Annotated in this window: 22 protein-coding genes; 10 read left to right on the top strand and 12 right to left on the bottom strand. The window is 67.9% G+C overall.

Annotated features, from left to right (window positions below; all coding sequences use genetic code 11):
- Positions 1–118: 118 nt before the first annotated feature.
- From HH310_RS41160 to HH310_RS41150, 3 genes are all read right to left on the bottom strand, one after another.
- Entirely contained in the window at positions 119–283 is a 165-nt protein-coding gene (locus tag HH310_RS41160; protein WP_169181201.1) for a hypothetical protein, read from the bottom strand.
- Positions 284–300: 17 nt separating this feature from the next.
- A complete protein-coding gene (locus tag HH310_RS41155; RefSeq protein ID WP_169181200.1) occupies positions 301–960 on the bottom strand; it encodes a hypothetical protein in 660 nt (219 codons plus the stop codon).
- 187 nt (positions 961–1,147) lie between these two features.
- On the bottom strand, positions 1,148–1,696 hold the full coding sequence (locus HH310_RS41150; RefSeq protein WP_169181199.1) for a hypothetical protein: 549 nt from the start codon (positions 1,694–1,696) through the stop codon (positions 1,148–1,150).
- Between the two features lie 425 nt (positions 1,697–2,121).
- Between HH310_RS41150 and HH310_RS41145 the strand changes: the two genes are divergently transcribed.
- Positions 2,122–3,339, top strand: a complete 1,218-nt coding sequence (locus HH310_RS41145; RefSeq protein ID WP_169181198.1) for a chloride channel protein — start codon at positions 2,122–2,124, stop codon at positions 3,337–3,339.
- Positions 3,340–3,349: 10 nt separating this feature from the next.
- On the opposite strand, the gene HH310_RS41140 is transcribed toward HH310_RS41145, so the two are convergent.
- From HH310_RS41140 to HH310_RS41125, 4 genes are all read right to left on the bottom strand, one after another.
- A complete protein-coding gene (locus tag HH310_RS41140) occupies positions 3,350–4,672 on the bottom strand; it encodes a neutral zinc metallopeptidase (RefSeq protein ID WP_169181197.1) in 1,323 nt (440 codons plus the stop codon).
- A 206-nt stretch (positions 4,673–4,878) separates the two neighbouring features.
- Positions 4,879–5,568: an alpha/beta fold hydrolase gene (locus HH310_RS41135; RefSeq protein ID WP_169181196.1), complete on the bottom strand. Its 690-nt coding sequence runs from the start codon at positions 5,566–5,568 to the stop codon at positions 4,879–4,881.
- An 82-nt stretch (positions 5,569–5,650) separates the two neighbouring features.
- Positions 5,651–8,374, bottom strand: coding sequence for an AAA family ATPase (locus HH310_RS41130; protein ID WP_169181195.1), 2,724 nt, complete (start codon positions 8,372–8,374; stop codon positions 5,651–5,653).
- Positions 8,371–9,879, bottom strand: coding sequence for an AMP-binding protein (locus tag HH310_RS41125; protein WP_169181194.1), 1,509 nt, complete (start codon positions 9,877–9,879; stop codon positions 8,371–8,373). Before HH310_RS41125 ends, HH310_RS41130 begins: the two co-directional genes overlap by 4 nt.
- A gap of 253 nt (positions 9,880–10,132) precedes the next feature.
- Here HH310_RS41125 and HH310_RS41120 point away from each other — a divergent pair, with 253 nt between their 5' ends.
- Together HH310_RS41120 and HH310_RS41115 are read left to right on the top strand one after the other, a co-directional pair.
- The gene (locus HH310_RS41120; RefSeq protein ID WP_169181193.1) at positions 10,133–11,080 is read left to right on the top strand and encodes a LysR family transcriptional regulator; all 948 of its coding nucleotides are present in this window, start codon (positions 10,133–10,135) and stop codon (positions 11,078–11,080) included.
- Positions 11,081–11,135: 55 nt separating this feature from the next.
- Positions 11,136–11,636, top strand: coding sequence for a hypothetical protein (locus tag HH310_RS41115; protein ID WP_169181192.1), 501 nt, complete (start codon positions 11,136–11,138; stop codon positions 11,634–11,636).
- Between the two features lie 173 nt (positions 11,637–11,809).
- Here HH310_RS41115 and HH310_RS41110 read toward each other — a convergent pair whose 3' ends face one another.
- Positions 11,810–12,037, bottom strand: coding sequence for a hypothetical protein (locus tag HH310_RS41110; protein ID WP_169181191.1), 228 nt, complete (start codon positions 12,035–12,037; stop codon positions 11,810–11,812).
- Between the two features lie 54 nt (positions 12,038–12,091).
- Positions 12,092–12,343: an MBL fold metallo-hydrolase gene (locus HH310_RS45940; RefSeq protein ID WP_396027577.1), complete on the bottom strand. Its 252-nt coding sequence runs from the start codon at positions 12,341–12,343 to the stop codon at positions 12,092–12,094.
- Here HH310_RS45940 and HH310_RS45125 point away from each other — a divergent pair.
- Positions 12,321–12,455 (top strand): hypothetical protein, encoded by a 135-nt coding sequence (locus tag HH310_RS45125; RefSeq protein WP_282438672.1) that lies wholly within the window; start codon positions 12,321–12,323, stop codon positions 12,453–12,455. The genes HH310_RS45940 and HH310_RS45125 overlap by 23 nt on opposite strands.
- 51 nt (positions 12,456–12,506) lie before the next feature.
- On the opposite strand, the gene HH310_RS41100 is transcribed toward HH310_RS45125, so the two are convergent.
- A complete protein-coding gene (locus HH310_RS41100) occupies positions 12,507–12,869 on the bottom strand; it encodes an isocitrate lyase/phosphoenolpyruvate mutase family protein (protein WP_169181189.1) in 363 nt (120 codons plus the stop codon).
- Between the two features lie 118 nt (positions 12,870–12,987).
- On the opposite strand from HH310_RS41100, the gene HH310_RS41095 reads away from it, so the two are divergent.
- The 3 genes from HH310_RS41095 (at position 12,988) to HH310_RS41085 (ending at position 15,059) form a co-directional block, all read left to right on the top strand.
- On the top strand, positions 12,988–13,872 hold the full coding sequence (locus tag HH310_RS41095; protein ID WP_169181188.1) for an alpha/beta fold hydrolase: 885 nt from the start codon (positions 12,988–12,990) through the stop codon (positions 13,870–13,872).
- 140 nt (positions 13,873–14,012) lie between these two features.
- The gene (locus HH310_RS41090) at positions 14,013–14,402 is read left to right on the top strand and encodes an STAS domain-containing protein (protein ID WP_169181187.1); all 390 of its coding nucleotides are present in this window, start codon (positions 14,013–14,015) and stop codon (positions 14,400–14,402) included.
- Positions 14,403–14,852: 450 nt separating this feature from the next.
- Entirely contained in the window at positions 14,853–15,059 is a 207-nt protein-coding gene (locus HH310_RS41085; protein ID WP_248293563.1) for an AlpA family transcriptional regulator, read from the top strand.
- A gap of 238 nt (positions 15,060–15,297) precedes the next feature.
- Here HH310_RS41085 and HH310_RS41080 read toward each other — a convergent pair whose 3' ends face one another.
- Entirely contained in the window at positions 15,298–15,681 is a 384-nt protein-coding gene (locus HH310_RS41080) for a hypothetical protein (protein WP_169181186.1), read from the bottom strand.
- 146 nt (positions 15,682–15,827) lie between these two features.
- On the bottom strand, positions 15,828–16,649 hold the full coding sequence (locus tag HH310_RS45675) for a helix-turn-helix domain-containing protein (RefSeq protein WP_169181185.1): 822 nt from the start codon (positions 16,647–16,649) through the stop codon (positions 15,828–15,830).
- An 86-nt stretch (positions 16,650–16,735) separates the two neighbouring features.
- Between HH310_RS45675 and HH310_RS41070 the strand changes: the two genes are divergently transcribed.
- The 3 genes from HH310_RS41070 (at position 16,736) to HH310_RS41060 (ending at position 18,882) form a co-directional block, all read left to right on the top strand.
- A complete protein-coding gene (locus HH310_RS41070) occupies positions 16,736–16,876 on the top strand; it encodes a hypothetical protein (protein ID WP_211193286.1) in 141 nt (46 codons plus the stop codon).
- A 106-nt stretch (positions 16,877–16,982) separates the two neighbouring features.
- Positions 16,983–17,369 (top strand): nuclear transport factor 2 family protein, encoded by a 387-nt coding sequence (locus HH310_RS41065; protein WP_169181184.1) that lies wholly within the window; start codon positions 16,983–16,985, stop codon positions 17,367–17,369.
- 598 nt (positions 17,370–17,967) lie between these two features.
- The gene (locus HH310_RS41060; protein ID WP_169181183.1) at positions 17,968–18,882 is read left to right on the top strand and encodes an aldo/keto reductase; all 915 of its coding nucleotides are present in this window, start codon (positions 17,968–17,970) and stop codon (positions 18,880–18,882) included.
- Positions 18,883–18,905: the final 23 nt, after the last annotated feature.

Genomic DNA, 18,905 nt, shown 5'->3' with positions numbered 1-18,905 from the left:
CACGTCGCTCCAACGCAAATATGAACCCGTAGTTCAGGTCATCGCAGGTGAGCATGGCCACGCCGATAGGGCCGATCACGCATGGTCATTCACCACGGCATGTCAAAACGCAGCGCCATCAGGCCTCCAGCGGCACGTTTCCGGCTGCATCGGGGCACTGGCTGGCCGAGGCCAGAGCCGCGGCCACCGCAGACCGGGTCGCCTGACCGGCGCTCAGCGGCGGTAAATCGTCGGCGGCGTCCAGCGGACCGGGCGCGAGATCGCGGCGCATCCAGTCAGCCACGAAGGCGTTCGGGTCGTCTATGAGTCCAGTATGGACGAGGTCGTCCGACCGAAGGCCCCGCGAGGTAAGCGGGCTTTGCGGACGAAGGCATCGGGGTCGTCGGCGTACAACCTCAGCTCCTCGACCGGCTCGGACTCGCCCTTCGGCAGCGGGACGGTGACCGGCCGGCTCAGCTTGACGTCGAGGCTGGTCTGGCTACCGACCACGATGTGCAGCACCCGGCGGCCGTGGTCGTCCTCGATCTGTACCGACTTGCTGGACGGCATCGAGCGATAACGCTTGCTCACGGTGTCGATGTCCGGCCACGGCACGGTGAAGTCGACGCCGGCGCCTATCCGGACGCGGATGCCGTTGTCGCCGACCACGTGCGGATGGATCTTCAGGCTGGCGAGGAGACCCAGCATCCAGAGCAGACCCCAGGCGCTGATGGCCAGCATGATCAGTCGGGCCGGCTGCCACGGCACCACATGCTTGATGATCAGGTCGAGAATCGGGATCTCGACGACGGACAGGCCGATGAGAACGCCGAGAATGGGTTTGACGACACCGACGTAGGAGAACGCTTCGTCGCCCGGTTCCAGCGCGGCCGGCGTGCGACGCGCCCACCGGTACAGACTGCGCCACATCGCGGCCTCCATCGCGGCCGCCCGGCGCAGCAGGGTTGTCTTGCCGGCCATCGCATCCTTTCCACCCTTTACATTACAGTCGTATTGTAACCAGGATAGCCCAGGTTCCAATACGACTGCAACGCGAAGGTGGCTAACGCCTGCGCCGGCTGACGCGCCGTGCTGTGCGCCGGCTGGTTCGCCGGGCTACTCTGCGAGCTCCGAACATCTCACTCCTCCGAGGGTTGCGGTTGTTGGGTCACTTCGACTTCGCCGCGCCAGAGGTTTCGAGATGATGCAGCTCTTGGGCCTCCTCGGCGGACACCAGCCCGATCTCGACGAGGTCGAGCGGACTGATGAACCCGTCGCTGACCCGGAAGCCGCCGGCGCGGGCGACAGCGTCACGCAGCGGTACGGCCCAATGGTGCTCGAGCAGGACGAGCGCCGCGGCCGAGTCCTCGGGGATGTCGTCGATGACGTCCCATGCATCCTCCTCGGAGAAGGCCTCGATGCCGTCGGCCGAAACCTCGGCACCGACCTTGGCGCCCTTGTCGAAGCCGTCCTCACCCTCGATCCCGAGCCCGATCAGTGCGCCGACCTTGCTGCCGAGTTCGACGGCCTCGTCCTGGGTGAGGTTGCTGAGGTGCTCGACCTCCAGTTGGCCTTCCTTGTCCTTGTAGACGACGAGCGAGTCGATCACTCGGACGGTGTCCGATTCGCGTAGCCGCTCGAGCTCCGTGATGATCTCCCCGTGGAAGTCAGGTTCACGGAACCCCAGCACGATGAGCTGAACAGGCCCGATGGCCATGTCTGCCGCCCTTCCTGGATCTTCTGGCGACGTACGATGGCGCCGCGTACGGAAGCGTTTCCGGTGCCCGGACGGTGACGCCTCACCCCGGACAGATAAGCGAACGCCGAGTCGTTGCGCCCGCCGCCGCGATCGCGGTCCAGTCAACCGGCGCGCCCGGCCCGTCTCTTCACCCCGAGGGGATGAGCCTGCGACCGCAGAGCCCGCCGAACGCGAGGTGCGCAGCTCGCAGCCGACCCGCAGCCGGCCTCAACGGATTCCTGCGGGGTGGTGCTTGCAGCGGCTGAGCGTGCGAGCGTCGCAGCGAGGAGGTGAGCGTCATGAGTGTCCCGACCGAACCGGACACCGAGGTACCGGTCACTCTGAAGCGGGCGTTCTGGGCCCTGATGGGATACGCGGTAGCGCTCGGGATTTTCGGCGCATTCGTGGGTCTGGCGTTCGTGGGCGTGATCGATTTCGGCGGCGAGTGGTACGCCGCCCCCGGCTCCGGCTGGTTCAGCGGGCACTGGTGGTGGGTGGCAGTCACCGCGGCAGCCGGTGTGGTGGTCGGGCTGCTGCGCCGGCTGATGCACCTGCCCGAGCAGATATCCGGTCTGTTCGCGGACCTGAAAAGCGAGCAGGTTGACACCGGATTGGTGCCGGGGATCGCCGCTGTCTCGGCAGTGTCGCTGATCGGAGGAGCCAGCCTTGGCCCGGAGAAGGCGCTGGGCGCCATGGGCGGCGGGGCCGGCACCTGGTTGGCCAGGCGAAGGGCGCTCGGAAAAGAGGACTCCCAGGTGACCACCCTGGTCGGCTTCACCGGCGCGTACGGTGGACTGTTCTCCAGCACGGTGATCGTCGTGATGCTGATCCTGGAGGCCGCCCGCCCTGGCGCCCAACGGTTCCTCAAGGCCCTTGTCGGGGGCGTCGTCGCATCGAGCGTCTCGTTCGGGATCTACTTCGCCATCGCCGGCGCCGTATTCCTGGATGCCTACCAGGTTCCGCCCTACGACGTCGAAGACTGGCAGCTACTCGTCGGCATCCCCCTCGGCCTGTTCGCGGCCCTGGTCGCCGTACTGCTGGTGACGTTCGTGAGCCTGGCGTCACGGCTGTTCGGTCGCCTGAAGCTGTCGGCCACCGCCAAGTCGACCCTCGGCGGCGTGGTGTTCGGGCTCATCGGCGTGGCATTGCCGCTGACCATGTTCTCTGGCAGCGATCAGCTGAAGACGGTGCTCAAAGATGCCGGAACCCTCGGTCTGGGCCTGCTCATCGCCGTCCTCATCGCGAAGATGCTCGCCTTCGCCGTCAGCCAGGGCAGCGGATTCGTTGGCGGACCGATTTTCCCCGCCCTGTTCATCGGCGGAACGGCCGGAGTGCTGGTCCACCACGTCTTCCCCAGCGTGCCACTGGGACTGGCGTTCTCCTGCCTACTTGCCGCCGTCCCGGGGTCGGTCGCTCCGACACCGTTCTCGATGGTCCTGATGGCCGCCTTCCTCACCCAGGTGGGAGCGCTCCAGACCGCGCCGATCCTGATCGCGGTCATCACCGCATTTCTCACCACGGAGGGCCTGAAGTATCTCGTCACCATCCGCAAACAGGCTCGCGCCGCAGCCAGACAACCAGCGTCGCCGTACAAACCCGAACCAGACGATGACGGGAGCTGACGGCCTGAGGTCAGCCGCAAGCGGACAGGCCCTTCAGCACGCCGTTGCGGTAGGCGGCGATGCGGTCGAACCCGGACGGCCCGGTCCCGGCCGTGGCCCGGCCAAACGCGAGCAGCGCGGCCACGGCCTCGTCCAAATCGCCGGGCGACAGCTGGGTTTGCTGGCTCCGGGCATCGCGGTGGAGCAGGTCGTACGTCCAGGATCCGTTGAGGCAGTCGACGGTGAGCTGCCCGTCACCCTGCGTCGATTGGCCGCGGCGATGTTGAGCGGCTCGCGCGTACAGGTCGCCCACCAGCATTCCGACGGCGTTGTCACCGGCACGGTCGTACAACGTCGGGCCGAGCTGTTCGTTGTCGAAGGCGATGAAATCGCCCTCCGGGCAGTAGAACGCGGCGCCATCGGCAATGGCATCGGGGCTCGCGCACTCCGGCGCCGACCCCGGAGCGAACGGCTGCACGGTCAGCTCCTTCCACGGCTGCCCGGTGAGCTGCGGATACGCGCGAGACCAGTACTCGGCGGCGTCCTTGACCAGGACGTCAACCGCTTCGTCGTACGGTAGGTTGCCGCCGCTCGCGGCGTCCCGTTCCTGGGTGAACGGCACCTCGGTGATCGGCAGGTTGTCCGCGCGGTAGCCGGCACAGGTGGTGGCCCCGTTCTGCACACCGTCCTGCAATGCCCGGATCCGGTCGAAGGCGTTGCCGTGGGCGCCCGCCGACGTCGCGGACGTACCCGGTTGATCACGCAGCTGGAGCATGCCCGCGAGCGCACTGTCGATCTGTGCCGGCGTGATGCCGCCGGCCGCGGTGGAGCGGCCGGCCAGCGCATCGGCGAGCCAGGCACCGGCGAAGCAATCGGCCTGCTGCTCCAGCACCACCGTGGGTTGATTGGTCACGCCCAGGCGATGCTGGATGGCGTGCCCGTACTCGTGGGCCATGACGAGCGCCACGAGCAGCTGACCGAAGTTGGTCTGCAGCTCCGGGATCAGTTTCTCGGCGTCCCACGCGATGAAGTCGCCGTCCGGGCAGTAAAAGGCGTTGGGTTGATAGACGCCCGCCTCGCTGCCGCATGGCGGCGGCGGGTCAGCCTGCGTGTACGGATGGAATCCGCCCTGGATCGGCGGAAACGGTTTCCCGTCGCTGATCGTGGGATAGGTGGCGGTCCAGAAACGTTCGAGATCGTCCAGCGCGCGGTTCACGGTGTCCGCCGGCGCCGGGGCGGACGACGCGGCGACCCCGGGCGGCGACCCGGTGCGCCCGCTACATGCCGTCAGGGCGACGAGCGCGACCGTTGTGGCAACAAGCAGGTTCCTGCCGCGGCCCGGCCGAACCCTCATCCGCTGCTCCTCCACTGGTCAGAGTCCTCAGCGTTGCCCGGGTACCGGCGCGGCGACTCACCCGCCCAGGATGAACACGCCAGCCGAACGGGGCGATCTCCGGACTGAGCTGCTGGGGGACTTCGGGCCGCCTTCCGCCCGCTCCGATAAACAGCAGGCAGCAGTTGCGTGCTCCGGCGGGATCCAAACCGCCGGAGCAAACGCGTTCAGCTCGTCGCGGCGGCGGCCTGTCTGATCAGGTCGGCGACGGCCTGCGGCTGGGACACGTAGACGGAGTGACTGGCTTCCGTCTCGGCCACGGTGGCTCCGGCGCGCTCGGCCATGGCGCGCTGGGCCGCCGGCGGGATCATCCGGTCCTCGGTGGTGACCAGGTACCAGCTGGGCTTCTGCCGCCACGCGGGTTCGGTGACCGCGCCGGCCAGGGCGTCGACGCCCCACGGCACCTGGGAGTCGGCCATGAACTGCGCCTCGTCCTCGGGCACGTCCCCGGCGAAGGAGGCCGGAAACTTCTCCCGGTCGAGGAACAGGAACCCGTCTTGCGGCGGCAGGATCGGCGGCACGGGCGCCCCGGGCGCCGGGTCCGCGATGAGCGTGTTGACCGACTCGCCCTTGTCCGGCGCGAACGCCGAGATGTACACCAACGCGGCCACGTCCGGGTGAATGCCGGCTTGGCTGATAACCGCGCCGCCGTAGGAGTGCCCGACCAGGATCGTGGGGGCGTTCTGCTGGTCGAGCGCCCGGCGGATCACCTCGGCGTCATCCTCCAACGACCGGGTCGGGTGCTGCACGACGCTGACCGTGAAGCCGTCCTGGCGCAGCAGTTGGTAGACCTTCTGCCAGCCGGAGCCGTCGACGAAACCGCCGTGGACGAGCACGACGTTCCTTGCTGTACTCATGGTGTTCTCCAGTTCCGATTCATGCACGGATCTGACGACCGTATGAGCGCGGATCGCCGGCAGGCCTCTGTCAAATGACCGGTCAGCCCAGCGCGTCCCGCAGCGCGGCACGCGAGGTGATGCCAAGTTTCGGGAAGATCTGGTGCAGGTGGTAGCCGACGGTGCGGGCGGACAGGAACAACCGTTCACCGATCTCCTTGTTGGACAGTCCCGCCGCGGCCAGCTCGGCGATCTGGCGTTGCTGGGCGGTGAGCCCGGCATCGCGTGGGGCGTCGACACGGACACCGGCCGCCCGAAGTTCGTTCGCGGCCCGGGCCGCCCACGGACGGGCACCGAGCTGGTCGAAGATGTCGGCGGCGGCGCTGAGATGGGCACGGCCCCGCACCGGCGACTTGGTCCGGCGCAGTCGTTCGCCGTACGCCAGCTGGATGCGTGCGAGATCGAAAGGCCACCGGTCGGCGTCGGCAACGTGCAGCGCCTGCTCGAACAGTTCGGGGTAGTCGGCGTCGGATGCCGCCATGGCGGCCGCCCCGGCCACGGCTAGCTCGAGGCGTGGCGACAGCTCACCGACGCGTGCCGCGCGGGCGGCGGCGACATGGGCGGCGGCGCCGGCCTGGTGGCCGGATCGGGCGGCGGCTTCGACCAGCTCCATGATCAGCCACAGTGCGTTGGGCACGTGCGGGGCGAACTGCCCGGCCGGGCTGACCGCGGCAGCGCACCGGTACGCCTCGTTGAAGTCGCCGGTGGACAGCGCGGTGAGGGTTTTGACCTGCCACACGTAGGCGGCCACGACGCCGACCCGCCGTGGTGCGGCCCAGCGGCTCATCTGATCGGCGAGCCCCCGGGCGGCGGGGTGGTCGCCACGGCCGGCGGCGACCAGCGCCTGCAGGAACTCACCGACCCACTGCAGAAGCAGGTAGTCGTGTTGACGGCACAGGGTGAGGGCCTCGCCGGTCAGGGTCAGCGTCTCGTCCCAGCGCCCGGTGAAGTAGGCGTCGTTGCCGAGCAGGAACAGCGCCTCGATGGCGGAGGTCACCGCGCCACCCTCACGGCCGTGGCGGACCGCTCGCCACAGTGGCTCTCGACATCCGCCGATGCGGTCGAGGTAGCTGCCGGCGATGGCCGTCCGCACGATCCGCGCCGGGCTGGTCTCGGAGGGCAGCCGGTCGATCGCCGCGTCCAGCCGATCCAGCACGGGCCGAGCGAGCCGCACGGGATCGCTGAACGTGCCCGCCAGGATCGACAGCAGCCGCGGCGGTCGTGGCCGCAACCGGGCGACCGCGGCGTGGAACGGCGGCCACAGCCGCTCGCGCCCGCCGAAGAACGACACCATCAGCAACGTGTAGAGCACCTCGATCAGCGCCTTGTCGTGGGCATCGCCCGGATCGGCCAGCGCGTCGACGGCGCCGACCAGGAGCCGATGTGCATTGTCGATGTCGCCGGCCTCGTTGAGCAGGTGGTACGCGCCGGCTACCGCCCCGGCCAGCGAGCCTCCGTACCGCGGGTCGGCCCGATGGGCGGCGTCCAGCAACGCCGGCACATCACTCAGGTCGCCGGTGACGATGGCGCCCAGATAGGCCGCCTCGGCCAAGCGGACGGCCCGGCCCTCACCGATCTCGCTGAGCTCCGCAGCGCGCAGCAACTCGGTGATCGCACCCACCGAGTCACCACGAATCAAGTTGGCGTGGGCGACCCGTTGCAGCAACGCGGCAACCTCCTCGTCGGGCCCGGTGCTCGCCTCCGCCAGATGCCAGGCCCGCCTCCCCGGTTCGTCGCCGCGCCGCTGGGCGAGAATCTGGTGGGCCCGGCGGCGTTCCTCGGCGGTGGCGAGTTCGACGACGGCGGATCGGATCAGCGGATGCCGGAACGAGACTCGGGCCGCGCCCCGGTCGATCGAGATGACGTGGGCGCGATCCGCTGGTCCCAGATCGGCGGCCTGCGAGCCGAGAACGTTCAGATCTCCGGTTCCGTCGAGCACGGCCAGCAGCAGCGCCTGGCGGACCGGCTCGCGCAGTCCGCTGACGCGCCCGGTAAACACGGCCTGCAGACGGCCGGTCAGGGGCAGCGCGCCGGACCCGGGGTGGCTGCCGGGCTGCGAGGTCAGCGCGATCGGCAACTCCAGCAGAGCCAGCGGATTGCCTTCGGCATCGGCCAGCAGCCGGCGGCGCGCGCGCAACCCGAGCTCCGGAAACCGGGAGTCGAGCAACGCCTCAGAGGAGGCTTCCGACAGCGGCCGCAGCTCGAGCACCTGGACGCCGGAACGGTCGAAGTAGCCGCGCTCGCCGGCCCGTTCGGTCGCCACGAATCCCATGCGGGTGCCGGCCGTACGCCGCGCGACGAAACTCAGGACCATGGCACTGGCGGGATCAAGCCACGGCAGATCGTCGATGACAACCAGAACCGGGTTCGTGACGGCGGCCAGCGTGAGCAGTTCGAGCGCCGCGTGCGAGATCATCATCCGGTCCGGGATGGCGCCTTCGAGAAGACCGAGCGCGCTGCTCAACGCCTTACGCGGCATCTCGTCCAGCTCGTCGAGATGAGGACCCAGCAGCGGGAACAACAGCTGGTGCAGGCCCGCGAAGCTCAGGTGCGCCTCGAACTGCGTCCCCGTCGCGCGCACCACGCGAAGCCCGGCCGCGACGCCATAAGACGCGGCTTGCTCCAGGAGCGCGGACTTGCCCACCCCGGCATCCCCCAAGATCACAAGCGTTCCCCCGTACGCCGTGACCCCCTCGACAAACGCACGCACCACCGCCACCTCGTCGTCGCGGCCGATGAGCCCGGCCGCCGGATCCGGTGGCGTCATTCCGGTAGCCGCTCGTCGCGAAGCCGCCGCTTGAGCACCTTGCCGGCGGCCGAGACCGGTAACGCGCCGACGAACTCGACCGTCCGCGGCACCTTGTACTCCGCCAGCCGCGATCGGCAGAAGTCCTGCAGGTGATCACCGCTGACTTCCGGATCGCCGGAAACGACGACAGCGTGGATCCGTTCGCCCCATCGCGCGTCGGGCAACCCGATCACGGCGCACGCCGTGACGGCCGGGTGCTGGACCAGAACGTTCTCCACCTCCGCCGAGTAGACGTTCTCCCCACCCGTGATGATCATGTCGGTGAGCCGGTCGACGACGAACACGAACCCATGCTTGTCCATGTGCCCGACATCGCCGGTGTGCATCCAGCCGTCGCGCAGCACCGCCGCAGTTTCTTCCGGTCGCTGCCAGTATCCGGGCATGACGTGGTCGCCACGTACGACGATCTCGCCGTCGGTGCCGCGTGGTACCTCGGCCCCGTCGCGGCCGGTGATGCGAACCTGCGCGTGTGGGGCCGCGCGTCCAGCGGAGCCTGCCAGCTCCGGCCGGTCGTGATCGTCCGGCAACAGCAACGTCGCCACCGGCGCCAACTCCGTCATCCCGTACGCCTGCACAAATCCCGTACGGGGAAACATCTTTTGTGCCCTTGCCAGCAGCCCGTCCGGCATCGGCGAACCACCATAGATCAGGCGAGCCAGGCTCGACACGTCGAAGCGATGAACATCCGCGAAGTCGACGAGCAGTTGAATCATCGTCGGCACCAGCAGCACGTCGGTCACCCGATGGCGCTCCACGGCCGCCAGCACACCGTCAGGCGAGAACCCCGGCACGATCACGTGCGTGCCGCCCGTGAGCAGGGCCGCGACCCATGTTGCCAGGTCGGCGAGGTGGAACATCGGCGCCGCGTGCAGCAGACGGCCGCCCGGCGTCACGAACTGCCCGGTCGCCAGGCTGCCCCACGCCGAAGCCAGGACGTTGCTGTGGCTCAGCATGACGCCTTTCGATCGTCCCGTGGTGCCGCCGGTGTAGAAGATTCCGAACAGGTCCTCGCCGCCCCGGCCGCTGTCGGGCATTGGCTCCTGAGCGTTGATCAGCTGTTCGTACGAGAGCGTCCCGGCCGGCGCGGTCCCGTCCGTCATGACCACCAGCGGCGCAGCCCACCCACGTGTGGCGGTGACCAGGACGTCGTCGACGATCAGCACCCGGGCCCCGCAGTCGGCCAGCGCGAAGCCGATATCCGATGGCGTCGAGCGATGGTTGATCGGCACCACGACAGCGTCGGCCCATGCCACGGCGAGCAGGCTCTCGTGGAAACGATCCGAGTTCGTGCCCAGCAGCGCCACCCGATCCCCGCGCTCTACTCCGAGCGAGCGCAGACCGGCGGCCAGCCGCGCGATCCGATCCGTGGACTCGGCCACCGACCGCACCCGATCCCCGAAGATCGTCAACGGTCGGCGCTCGTCTTGCTGCAACGCTCGATGCAACGCCTGGGTCAGGTGCATGCAGCGACATCCCTTCGTCGGCTAGCGGTATGACCGCCGTCAATCAGCACGACATCATGAACCACCGGCGCCGGTCTCGATTCGCAGCCCCTGAGGCATTCATGTCCGTACGGCTGTCTCCGCCTCGTCAGGAGTGTGAGGGCTGGCCGAGCGCGGCAAGTCGTTGGTCCACACGATTGATGGCGGCCCGTAGTGCAACCAGCACCTCGCCCGGCGAGGGCCGCTGTGACACCCTCGTCGATAGTCTATGGGCATGGCAGCGCCCTTCGACTCGTCGCTCGACCTGCGGTTGCTGCCGTCGTTTCTGGCCCTGGCGCAAGAGCTGCATTTCTCCCGGGCCGCACAGCGGTTACACATCGCCCAGCCGGCGCTCAGCCAGCAGATAGCCCGACTGGAGCGGCAGGTCGGCGTACAGTTGTTCGACCGCCCGCCGAGACCGATCGCGTTGACTCCGGCCGGCCGTGCGCTGCTCGACCGCGTCACACCGGCGCTCGCCATGGTGGAGCAGGGCGTCGCGGAGAGCAGAGCGACCGCCGGCGAGCAGCCCGAAACCCTCACCGTCAGCCACCTGAGTTCGTTCTCCGTACGCCTGGTCCCTCTCATCGTGGGCACCCTGCGCGCCACGCATCCGCGACTGCTGCTGACGCTGCACGTGGCGAGTCTTCCCGAACAGCTCGCGGCGTTGCGCGCCGGACGCGCCCAGATCGGCCTGATCCACACGAATCCCGATCTGGCCGTGCGTATCCCGGACCTGCAAGCCGTCACGATCGCGACCGGTCCCCGCATGATCATGCTGCCCGTCGGGCATCCACTGGCCCGCAAACACGCGGTCGTGCTGTCCGACGCGGCCGCCGAGCCCTTCGTGCTTCCGTCCGGCGACGGGCAAACGGGCTATCGCGCCGGGATCGAGCATGCCTGTCAGCGATACGGCTTCACTCCACTAGCCGCGGCGCAAGCCAACGATACGGGCGTCATCCTCGACCTGGTCGCGGCCGGCATGGGCGTCGCCTTGGCGCCCTGGATCGCGACGACCGACCTGCCCCGCGAGGTGGTTGCCCGGCCGCTCGTCGACGAACGCTGCGAGTTGGTGGCACTCACCACCTTGCCCGCTCCCGCTACGACAAGCGCACTCATCGCGGCCGCCCGCGACGCGGTAGGCAAGCTGACCACCGCAGTCACCAGCACTGATGCATGGGGGTGATCGCCTATGCGCGATCAGTCTTGGCGGCAGGATCGCTCCCGAGCATCGTGGCGGCATGACATCGACAGCCGCTCCGTCCACCGACCCCACGCTGAGCCCAGGATTACCACCTCGTGACGCCGCGGCCCCGAACGCCAACGACGTGCGCCGTTTCGTCTACACCTGGTTCACCCTGTTCGAGCACCGTGCTCCCGCCGAGCAACTCGCCGCGTACCTGGCGGCCGGCGACCACTTCGTCCTGACGATCCCCGGCGCTCCACCGATGCGCGACATCCAGCAGTTCACCGCCTGGTACGAGCAGATGCTGGCCAACACGCGATGGAACTTCCACGAACTCTCGAACCTCAAGGTCGAACGCGCCGGCGACGGTGCCTACGACGTCTCGTTCGACGTCGATTGGCAGGGCGCCGTCACCGAGGATTCCACGTGGCCGGCAAACCTGCCGGCGCACCGCTTCCGCTTCCCGCTGCGCCAATGGTGGCGGGTCATGGTGCGCCCCGGCAGCGCGCTGAATAACTCGTTCAGCATCGCCGACCTCGTCGCCGAGGCCCGATAGCTCGCGGCGAACGGGCGCAAACGGCGCCGCCGGGCCACCACGTGGTCAAGGTCGCCGCTCAGCGCACGATGGGATCGGCGCTCGGATAGCCGGAACCGTCCGCGCGGCTCAATTGTGGGGGGATTGAGCCGCGCGGGCCCGCTCTGCCGGATTCGTTGCGAGGCTCGCACCCGTCAGCCTCCGCCGAGGAGTTCGTACGCGGCGACCCACAGCGTGTACGGGTTTGCGAGGTCCGGATGGCCGTCCGTCATACGGTCGATCAGCTCGGCGGGGGTGGAGCTGCGTTCCAGCGCGGCCTCGAAATCCGCGAGGTATCGGCGGCTCTCGCTGATCTGCCGGCGTGCGTCGTCATCGACGGCCTGCGGGTGGCGGTGGCCGGCGATGAGCGTGTCGGCCTCCAAGGATGCCGTGGTGTCCAGCGCCCGCGCCCAGCTCCGGCGCGACCGGCTTGGCGGTCAGTTGGCCGGGGAAGAACCCGCCCCAGATCTCCATGTAGGCCGGTGAGATCTGTTCGTGCATCGCGCTCGTTGATTCGGCCAGCGCGACCGGCTTCGCCGTGGGAAAGCCGCCAGAATCTCCGGTAGTCCAAGGAAGTGATCGGCGTGGGGATGCGTGATGTATACGTACTCGGGTTCGCAGTCGTGCGACCGCACCCACACCGCCAGGTCCCGACCCTGCTGTTCGGTGACAAGGCAGTCGATCAGCACCGCACGGTCCTCATTCCTGATCAACGTGGAGGTGCTCGGCGGCCAGGTCGCCTCGTCGAACCCCGGCACCGCGCTGGGGACGGGCTTCGGGTCAACCACGAAGACGTCGTAGTCCAGGCTCATCGCTCTCCTCCAGCCGTACGCCGCGGTCTCGTCGACGAACTCAGCACACCTCATGACGTACGGGAATGGTGGTCCGCACCGCCTCCGGCAGCAGCTCCTCTTGGATCTCGGGCCCGGCCCCGGCGAAGAAAGGACCGGCAAATACGTCGACCCGGGCATTGATGACGAGCCCATAGCCGTCGTCGGATGCGGCCTGACGAACCGCCCTGAGCCAGGCCGCCTGCCGGTCGGGATCGCGAAGGCCGCCGCCGGCGTGATCGGAATCCTCCAGATTGCAGCCGGCGGCACCCATCATCCGCAGCGCGGCGACGAGGTCGGCCGGCGCCATGCCGTAACCCGCCTCGGCATGGTCCCTGTCCACCTCATTGCTCTGGCGCGGGCCGCTGGCCGTCGGCGTCGGCATCGTCTGGGTCGCCTGGCTCGGGAATGGTCTGACCAGGGAGCGACCAGTGTGTTCCCCTGGCGCGACTCGAAGGTTCGATGGCTATCGTCGGCTCGGACTCAACCGCAAGGAGGCGGCAATGAGCGCAGCCGAGGACAAGGCCAGCATTGACCTTCGCGAGGGCTATGCCGAAATCGGTGACGTGAAGCTGCACTACGTCGAGGCCGGTGAAGGGCCTTTGATCGTCCTGCTGCACGGATTCCCCGAGTTCTGGTTCGGCTGGCGCCTGCAGATCGAACCGCTCGCGGCGGCCGGGTTCCGGGTGGTCGCACCGGACATGCGCGGCTATAACCTGTCATCGCGGCCGGATGACGTCGGGGCGTACACGACCGACAAGCTCGCGGCGGACATCCGCGGGCTCATCCACGAGCGCGGCGCCGAGTCTGCGATGCTGGTCGGCCACGATTGGGGTGGAACCGCCGCGTGGGCCACCGCGATGATCCACCCCGAGGTTGTGGACCGGCTGGCGATCCTCAACGCGGCCCACCCGCGGAAGCTGGCGCAGGGATTGCATCACCCGGATCAGCTCCGCAGGTCCTGGTACTTTTTCTTCTTCGCGGTCCCGGAGCTGCCGGAAAGCGTCGTGCACGCCAACAATTGGCACTTCTTCCGGCATTTCCTGCGGGACGCCCGCCCGGCGTACACGACCGAGGAGCTCGACCGCTACGTCGAGGCATGGTCGCAGGACGGCGCATCGACCGGGATGATCAACTACTACCGGTCTTCGGTCCGGCAGTCGCAAAAGGGCGCCGCGGAAGCGCTGCGTCCGGTCCAGGCGCCGACGCTGGTCATCTGGGGCGAGCGCGATCATTACCTCGGCCCGGACCTCGCCGAGCCCGACCCCGACGACGTACCCCATCTGGATCGCGTCGAGCGGCTTCCCGAGGGCTCGCACTGGGTGCATCACGACGAGGCGGAGAGCGTCAACCGATTGCTTATCGACTTCTTCACCGGGAACCGGTAGCCGATCAACGCCGCGGGCACGCCGGCATTCTCATGCCACCGTTGGGGTACACGGCCGCCAGACAGGCGGACCGGTAGGCGCAATCAATCGTGATCTGACGCGGGTTCCGGCGACCAACTCCCGTCCTCTACGGTGATCAGATGGGTGAACACCCGGTGACGAGAGGCGGTCCAGTGCGTGCCCAGTCACTGGAGGTCCGTACCAGGCCCGACGGCAGCGTGATCATCCATCCCCACGGCAGCGTCGGCCTCGACAAGGCGGTCGAGCTGCGCCAGCTTCTCGTGCACACCGTGCGGCATGTCCGCCCGCTGCGGCTCATCCTCGATCTCACCGATGTCGGCACCATCGACGCGATCAATGTCGGAACGCTCGTCGCGGCCTGCAACCTCGGCGACGACCACCAGGTTGCGGTCTTCGTCGACAATCCGACCCCGGACTTGGCCGACCGGCTGCGCGCCGCTGGAGTGCCACCGCAGCGGCTTCGCCATGCTTCCCGCGCTGAGTCACCCGGTCGCTACGATTTCCGATAGAGGCCGGGACAGATTCATGGATCTGGGGTTCGAATCCTCGACAGTCCGCGTGTTCCACTCGCTCCGCATTGCTTCGTCAGAGAAGGTTCGTCGGAGCCGATTCGGCTCGTCGGCCATTCACGCTCGGGCCCCGTGATTCCAGCGTTCCCACAGGTCAGAGCGGCAACAAGGGTGGTAGGTGAACTGCAGTGTGTAGTTCATGATCGCGAAAAGGATCCTGCGCCGCTAACGGCGCAAGCCGGCTGAAAGTCCGATGGGTGGACTGGCGGTCGGCTCGCGTATCTCGTCTGCTGCGGTTCTCGTGGGGAAGCGGCTTGCCACGGCTAACGCGCGCTACCTGCCGCTTTCTCTTCTCGAAGCGTACAACCATCCATAGACACAGTACAGTCATATGTATGTGGAATGTGGCTACGGACATATTTCCAGAGCCCTTGCCCATAGCCTCAGCTCATGGACAAGATCCGGTTCATGGGTGCGAAGGAGATCGGCGACCGCCTCGGCGTCGGCCGATCGCGGGCACACGCCATCACCCGTGACCGCGACTTCCCGCAGCCCTACCAGACGCTCGCGATGGGTTCGATATGGGACGAGCGCGACGTCGAGGCATGGATTAAAGAGCACCGGCCAGAACGGGCTGAGGATCCGGAAAGCGACTAGGCCAGGGACCCGACGACGGGGCGATCGACTGCTCGTCGCGCTTGAACGTGACCATCGGCGCTTCGGCCGTTGTTCTGTCGCAATGCCGAATTCGCGCAACTGGCCGGTCGGCCGCGCAGAACGGCATGCCCTCCTCGAATCCAGCCTCGATCGGGCGTAGATCTATGTGCGTCTCTCGGTCAGAGGTGCCGCCGATGACAGTGCCTGGGCCCTGCCATCGGCTGATCAACTCGTGTCGCTACTGATCCACGGCAGCGGGGTGCGCCTCCCCGGTGATCGCGGCAAGCGCCGCCGCAACCTCGGGCAGGCCGGCCTTGACGTACAACGCGGTCGAGCCGCTACCAGAACCGTCGGTGTGTCCGGCGTAGGCGCGGGCGATCGCGGTGCCGACGCGGCGTTCCAGATGCCGCTCACCCCACGCGGCAACCACCTTGTCCCAGTACGTGCCGTACGCCTTGAGCAGGCCCGCTGACACGGCGGCCCGCACCTTTGGTGTGTACTCGGCGAACGTTGGCATCGGCGCCTGCGGTCCTGTTTGGATGAGGTCGTCGAGGGAGATGCCCATGCGCTGCAGCAGCAGCCTGGCCGCCGCCAGTTCGGCCTCTCCCGTGTTCGCGGTCATGTCGGCTCACCCCGTCGCGCAGCACCGCGCCGAGCAGCCGGTCAAGCACCGCGACCGGGTATCCGACCCGGCTACAGGCAGGGTCCGCGGCAAGGAGAAGGGGGTCACCGGCCGCTAAATGGCATGCCGCAGCTGACACCGCCTTTTCAGGACTGCGTGGTGGCGTGCAGAGCGCCCAGCAGGGCGAGGGCGTCGGCGCTGCGGCTTCCCGGCTCGGGCTGGTAGACGACCAGGATCTGGCCCGGCGTGCCGCGCACGTCGAATGACTGGGACAGCAGCGACAGCGGCCCGACCTCGGGATGCTCGAGCTCGGTGGGGTCCTGCGTCTTGGCGTGTACGGCGTGAGACGACCACAGAGCCGCGAACGCCGGACTTTCCGCGTTCAACGACTCGATCACCGATCGCAGCCGGGGATACACGGGATTCAGCCCGCCGGCGTGCCGCAACCCGGCCACGATCGACGCGGCGAATCGGTCCCACTGGGAGAAGAACGGACGGGCGGCCGGGTCGAGGAATGTCATCCGGGCCAGGTTCCCGACCGTCGCGAACGGGGCGAACAGCGCTTCGGTCAGGGCGTTGACGGCGAGGAAATCCTTGGCCGGGTTCAGCACGAACGCGGGCTCGCCGGTGTGCCCGTCGAGCAGATGCCGCAAAGGCTCACTGACCGTCTCAGCCGGCGTGCGGCGGATGCCGGGAGCGGCTCCGGCCAGCCGGTACAGGTGCTCGCGGGCCTGATCACCCAGGCGCAGGGCACCGCTGAGGGCTTCGATGACCTGCGGGGACGGACTGCGCTCGCGGCCCTGCTCGAGACGGGCGTAGTAGTCGCTGTTCATACCGGCCAGCACCGCAACCTCCTCGCGCCGCAGCCCGGTCACCCGCCGCTGTCCGTACGACGCCAGACCGACCTCGCCCGGGTGCAGGCGGGAGCGGTGGGCGCGCAGAAAATCGCCGAGATCGTTGCCGGTCACTTTTAAAGACTAGGCCGTACGTCGCCCATGTGCCTGGGTGCGGTACGTCCTGGTTGCGGGGCCGGCCGCCGTACAGGCTGAATCGCATGACCACGAAAACGTTCCTGATCACCGGCGTCAGCAGCGGCCTGGGCCGGGCCTTCGCCGTCGCCGCCCTCGACGCCGGGCACACCGCCACGGGCTCGGTGATCCGGTCCGCGCCGCGGCCGCCTCGATTATCGGGATGACTCCTGATCGCATTTTTTGCACTGTTTTAGATATGCATAATTAACTGAGAAATTGAGGGCAAATACAATGTCTTACTCTGAAATCGAAAGAGCCAACCTCGAGGCCGTGAGCGATGCGCTGGACGCAGCAGCAGAAGACTTCGGTAAGTTTGGCGAGGCCGTCTTTGATGACGACGTGGAGTGGACCATCACCGGCTATGGGCTCGTTGCCCGCACCTTCCACGGCATGAAAGATCTGATCGACAACGCCGAGCAGGCCCTGTTCGACCGGTGGGACGGAAAGGCGGCGGTTACCAAGAAGGGCGTGTGGGCCGACGGCGACAAGATATTCGCCCACCTCACCTCGGCCGCGCGCGCGGCCGATGGCTTGCCCTACGCCAATGAGTATCTCTACATCTTGACGATGCGGAACAAGAAAGTCGTCGCCGGAACCGCCTGGCTCGACCTGCACGCCTACTACGAAATCATCGATCGAATCAAGCTGCCGTCGTAGATCGGCCCTCGCCCCGCGGCCCGCGACGCCGTGGACCGTGACCTGCACACCTGCGAAGAACCGTCCCGGTCGACCGACTTCTCTGTCGACGCACCATGAACACGCCGACCGGGTCCTGCGACTCGATGCTGAACCGTGCCCGATCGTACAGCCGGATCGCGGCGCTGCCGACGAGCACGTTGAGCCGCACCGGTCCCGGCCCGCGCAGAACCCTGCACAGCACGGCCGATCCGATCCCGCGCCCCTCAGGTTCCGGCGCGACGAAGTGCTCGAGCCGGCGAAGGGCAACGCCCCCGGCAAATTTCGGCCGTACGTAATGACCGACGTGTCCTGGGTGTCGAATCCGTTCCGCGGCCGTTGCCGAACCCGCACGCCGCCAAAGCTGTCCCGGCGCCCAAAACGGCCAGCGACGTCTCGCAGCCAAGCCCGCCCATTGTTCGCCGCGGCGCGGGCTGCCGGGCCGCCCGGCAGCCCGCGCGGCCCGAAACACCTCTGACCTACCCAACGCACTGCATTACCAGGCCCAGCACCCGATCACGGGTGCTGGGCGGATGACGCACGCCTCGACACCACCGCACCATGCGACACGGAGAAACCCATGAGCGAGCAGCTCACCCGCACCCTCACGACCGGCGTCGACATCCCGTACCTCGGATTCGGCACCTACCTCATCCCGAACGCCGGTACCGCCGACGCCGTCGAAGCCGCGATCATCGCCGGATACCGGCATATCGACACCGCCGAGGACTACGCCAACGAACGCGGCGTCGGCGAGGGCATGCGCCGCGGCCTCGCCGCCACCGGCCTCGACCGCTCCGACGTGTTCGTCACCACCAAGCTATGGCCGGGCAACCCGGGAGAGTTCAAGAGCACAGCGGAAACATTGCAGGCGTTCGACGAGAGCCTGGACAAGCTCGGCCTTGACTACGTCGACCTCTACCTGATCCACGCCCCGTTCGAGCCCGCCCAGCGCCTCGGCCAATGGCGCGCCCTGGTCGAGCTGCACGAAAACAAGAAGGCCCGCGCCATCGGCGTCTCGAACTTCAACGCCGCCCACATCCAGGAACTCGTCACGGCCGGCCTGCCGCAACCGCACGCCAACCAGATCGAACTGCACCCGTGGTCGCAGAAGCCCGACATCGTCGCCTACCTCAACGACAACGACATCACCCCGATCGCCTATAGCAGCCTCGCCCCGCTCTCGACCTGGCGCATTGCCCCTGGCCATGCCAGCGGCAAAACTGACGCTCAGCGCGCCGAAGGCCGCAGCGACGACTTCCCGTTCAAGACCATGGCCGCCAAGTACGGCGTCACCGAAGCCCAACTGCTGCTGCGCTGGGGCATCGAAAACGGCTACCCCGTCCTGCCCAAGAGCACCAACCCCGCCCGCATGCGCGAGAACGCCGACGTGTTCTCCTTCGCCATCGACGGCGACGACCTCGCAGCGATCAAATTCATGGACCGCGGCAACGGCCTCGCCTGGGGCACCCAGGACCCCACCCACGCCGCCTGAGCGTCGACAGGCTCTGGTGCAAA

Source organism: Actinoplanes sp. TBRC 11911, assembly GCF_012933445.1.
Lineage (GTDB): Bacteria > Actinomycetota > Actinomycetes > Mycobacteriales > Micromonosporaceae > Actinoplanes.
The sequence above is the reverse complement of the archived record's forward strand: the minus strand, read 5'-3'. Positions and strand labels throughout refer to the sequence as shown.

Excerpts from the sequence above, each read along its gene's own strand:
- HH310_RS41155 (WP_169181200.1), bottom strand. The coding sequence starts at position 960 with ATGGCCGGCAAGACAACCCTGCTGCGCCGGGCGGCCGCGATGGAGGCC.
- HH310_RS41150 (WP_169181199.1), bottom strand. The coding sequence starts at position 1,696 with ATGGCCATCGGGCCTGTTCAGCTCATCGTGCTGGGGTTCCGTGAACCT.
- HH310_RS41140 (WP_169181197.1), bottom strand. The coding sequence starts at position 4,672 with ATGAGGGTTCGGCCGGGCCGCGGCAGGAACCTGCTTGTTGCCACAACG.
- HH310_RS41135 (WP_169181196.1), bottom strand. The coding sequence starts at position 5,568 with ATGAGTACAGCAAGGAACGTCGTGCTCGTCCACGGCGGTTTCGTCGAC.
- HH310_RS41130 (WP_169181195.1), bottom strand. The coding sequence starts at position 8,374 with ATGACGCCACCGGATCCGGCGGCCGGGCTCATCGGCCGCGACGACGAG.
- HH310_RS41125 (WP_169181194.1), bottom strand. The coding sequence starts at position 9,879 with ATGCACCTGACCCAGGCGTTGCATCGAGCGTTGCAGCAAGACGAGCGC.
- HH310_RS41120 (WP_169181193.1), top strand. The coding sequence starts at position 10,133 with ATGGCAGCGCCCTTCGACTCGTCGCTCGACCTGCGGTTGCTGCCGTCG.
- HH310_RS41115 (WP_169181192.1), top strand. The coding sequence starts at position 11,136 with ATGACATCGACAGCCGCTCCGTCCACCGACCCCACGCTGAGCCCAGGA.
- HH310_RS41100 (WP_169181189.1), bottom strand. The coding sequence starts at position 12,869 with ATGCCGACGCCGACGGCCAGCGGCCCGCGCCAGAGCAATGAGGTGGAC.
- HH310_RS41095 (WP_169181188.1), top strand. The coding sequence starts at position 12,988 with ATGAGCGCAGCCGAGGACAAGGCCAGCATTGACCTTCGCGAGGGCTAT.
- HH310_RS41090 (WP_169181187.1), top strand. The coding sequence starts at position 14,013 with ATGGGTGAACACCCGGTGACGAGAGGCGGTCCAGTGCGTGCCCAGTCA.
- HH310_RS41085 (WP_248293563.1), top strand. The coding sequence starts at position 14,853 with ATGGACAAGATCCGGTTCATGGGTGCGAAGGAGATCGGCGACCGCCTC.
- HH310_RS41080 (WP_169181186.1), bottom strand. The coding sequence starts at position 15,681 with ATGACCGCGAACACGGGAGAGGCCGAACTGGCGGCGGCCAGGCTGCTG.
- HH310_RS41070 (WP_211193286.1), top strand. The coding sequence starts at position 16,736 with ATGACCACGAAAACGTTCCTGATCACCGGCGTCAGCAGCGGCCTGGGC.
- HH310_RS41060 (WP_169181183.1), top strand. The coding sequence starts at position 17,968 with ATGAGCGAGCAGCTCACCCGCACCCTCACGACCGGCGTCGACATCCCG.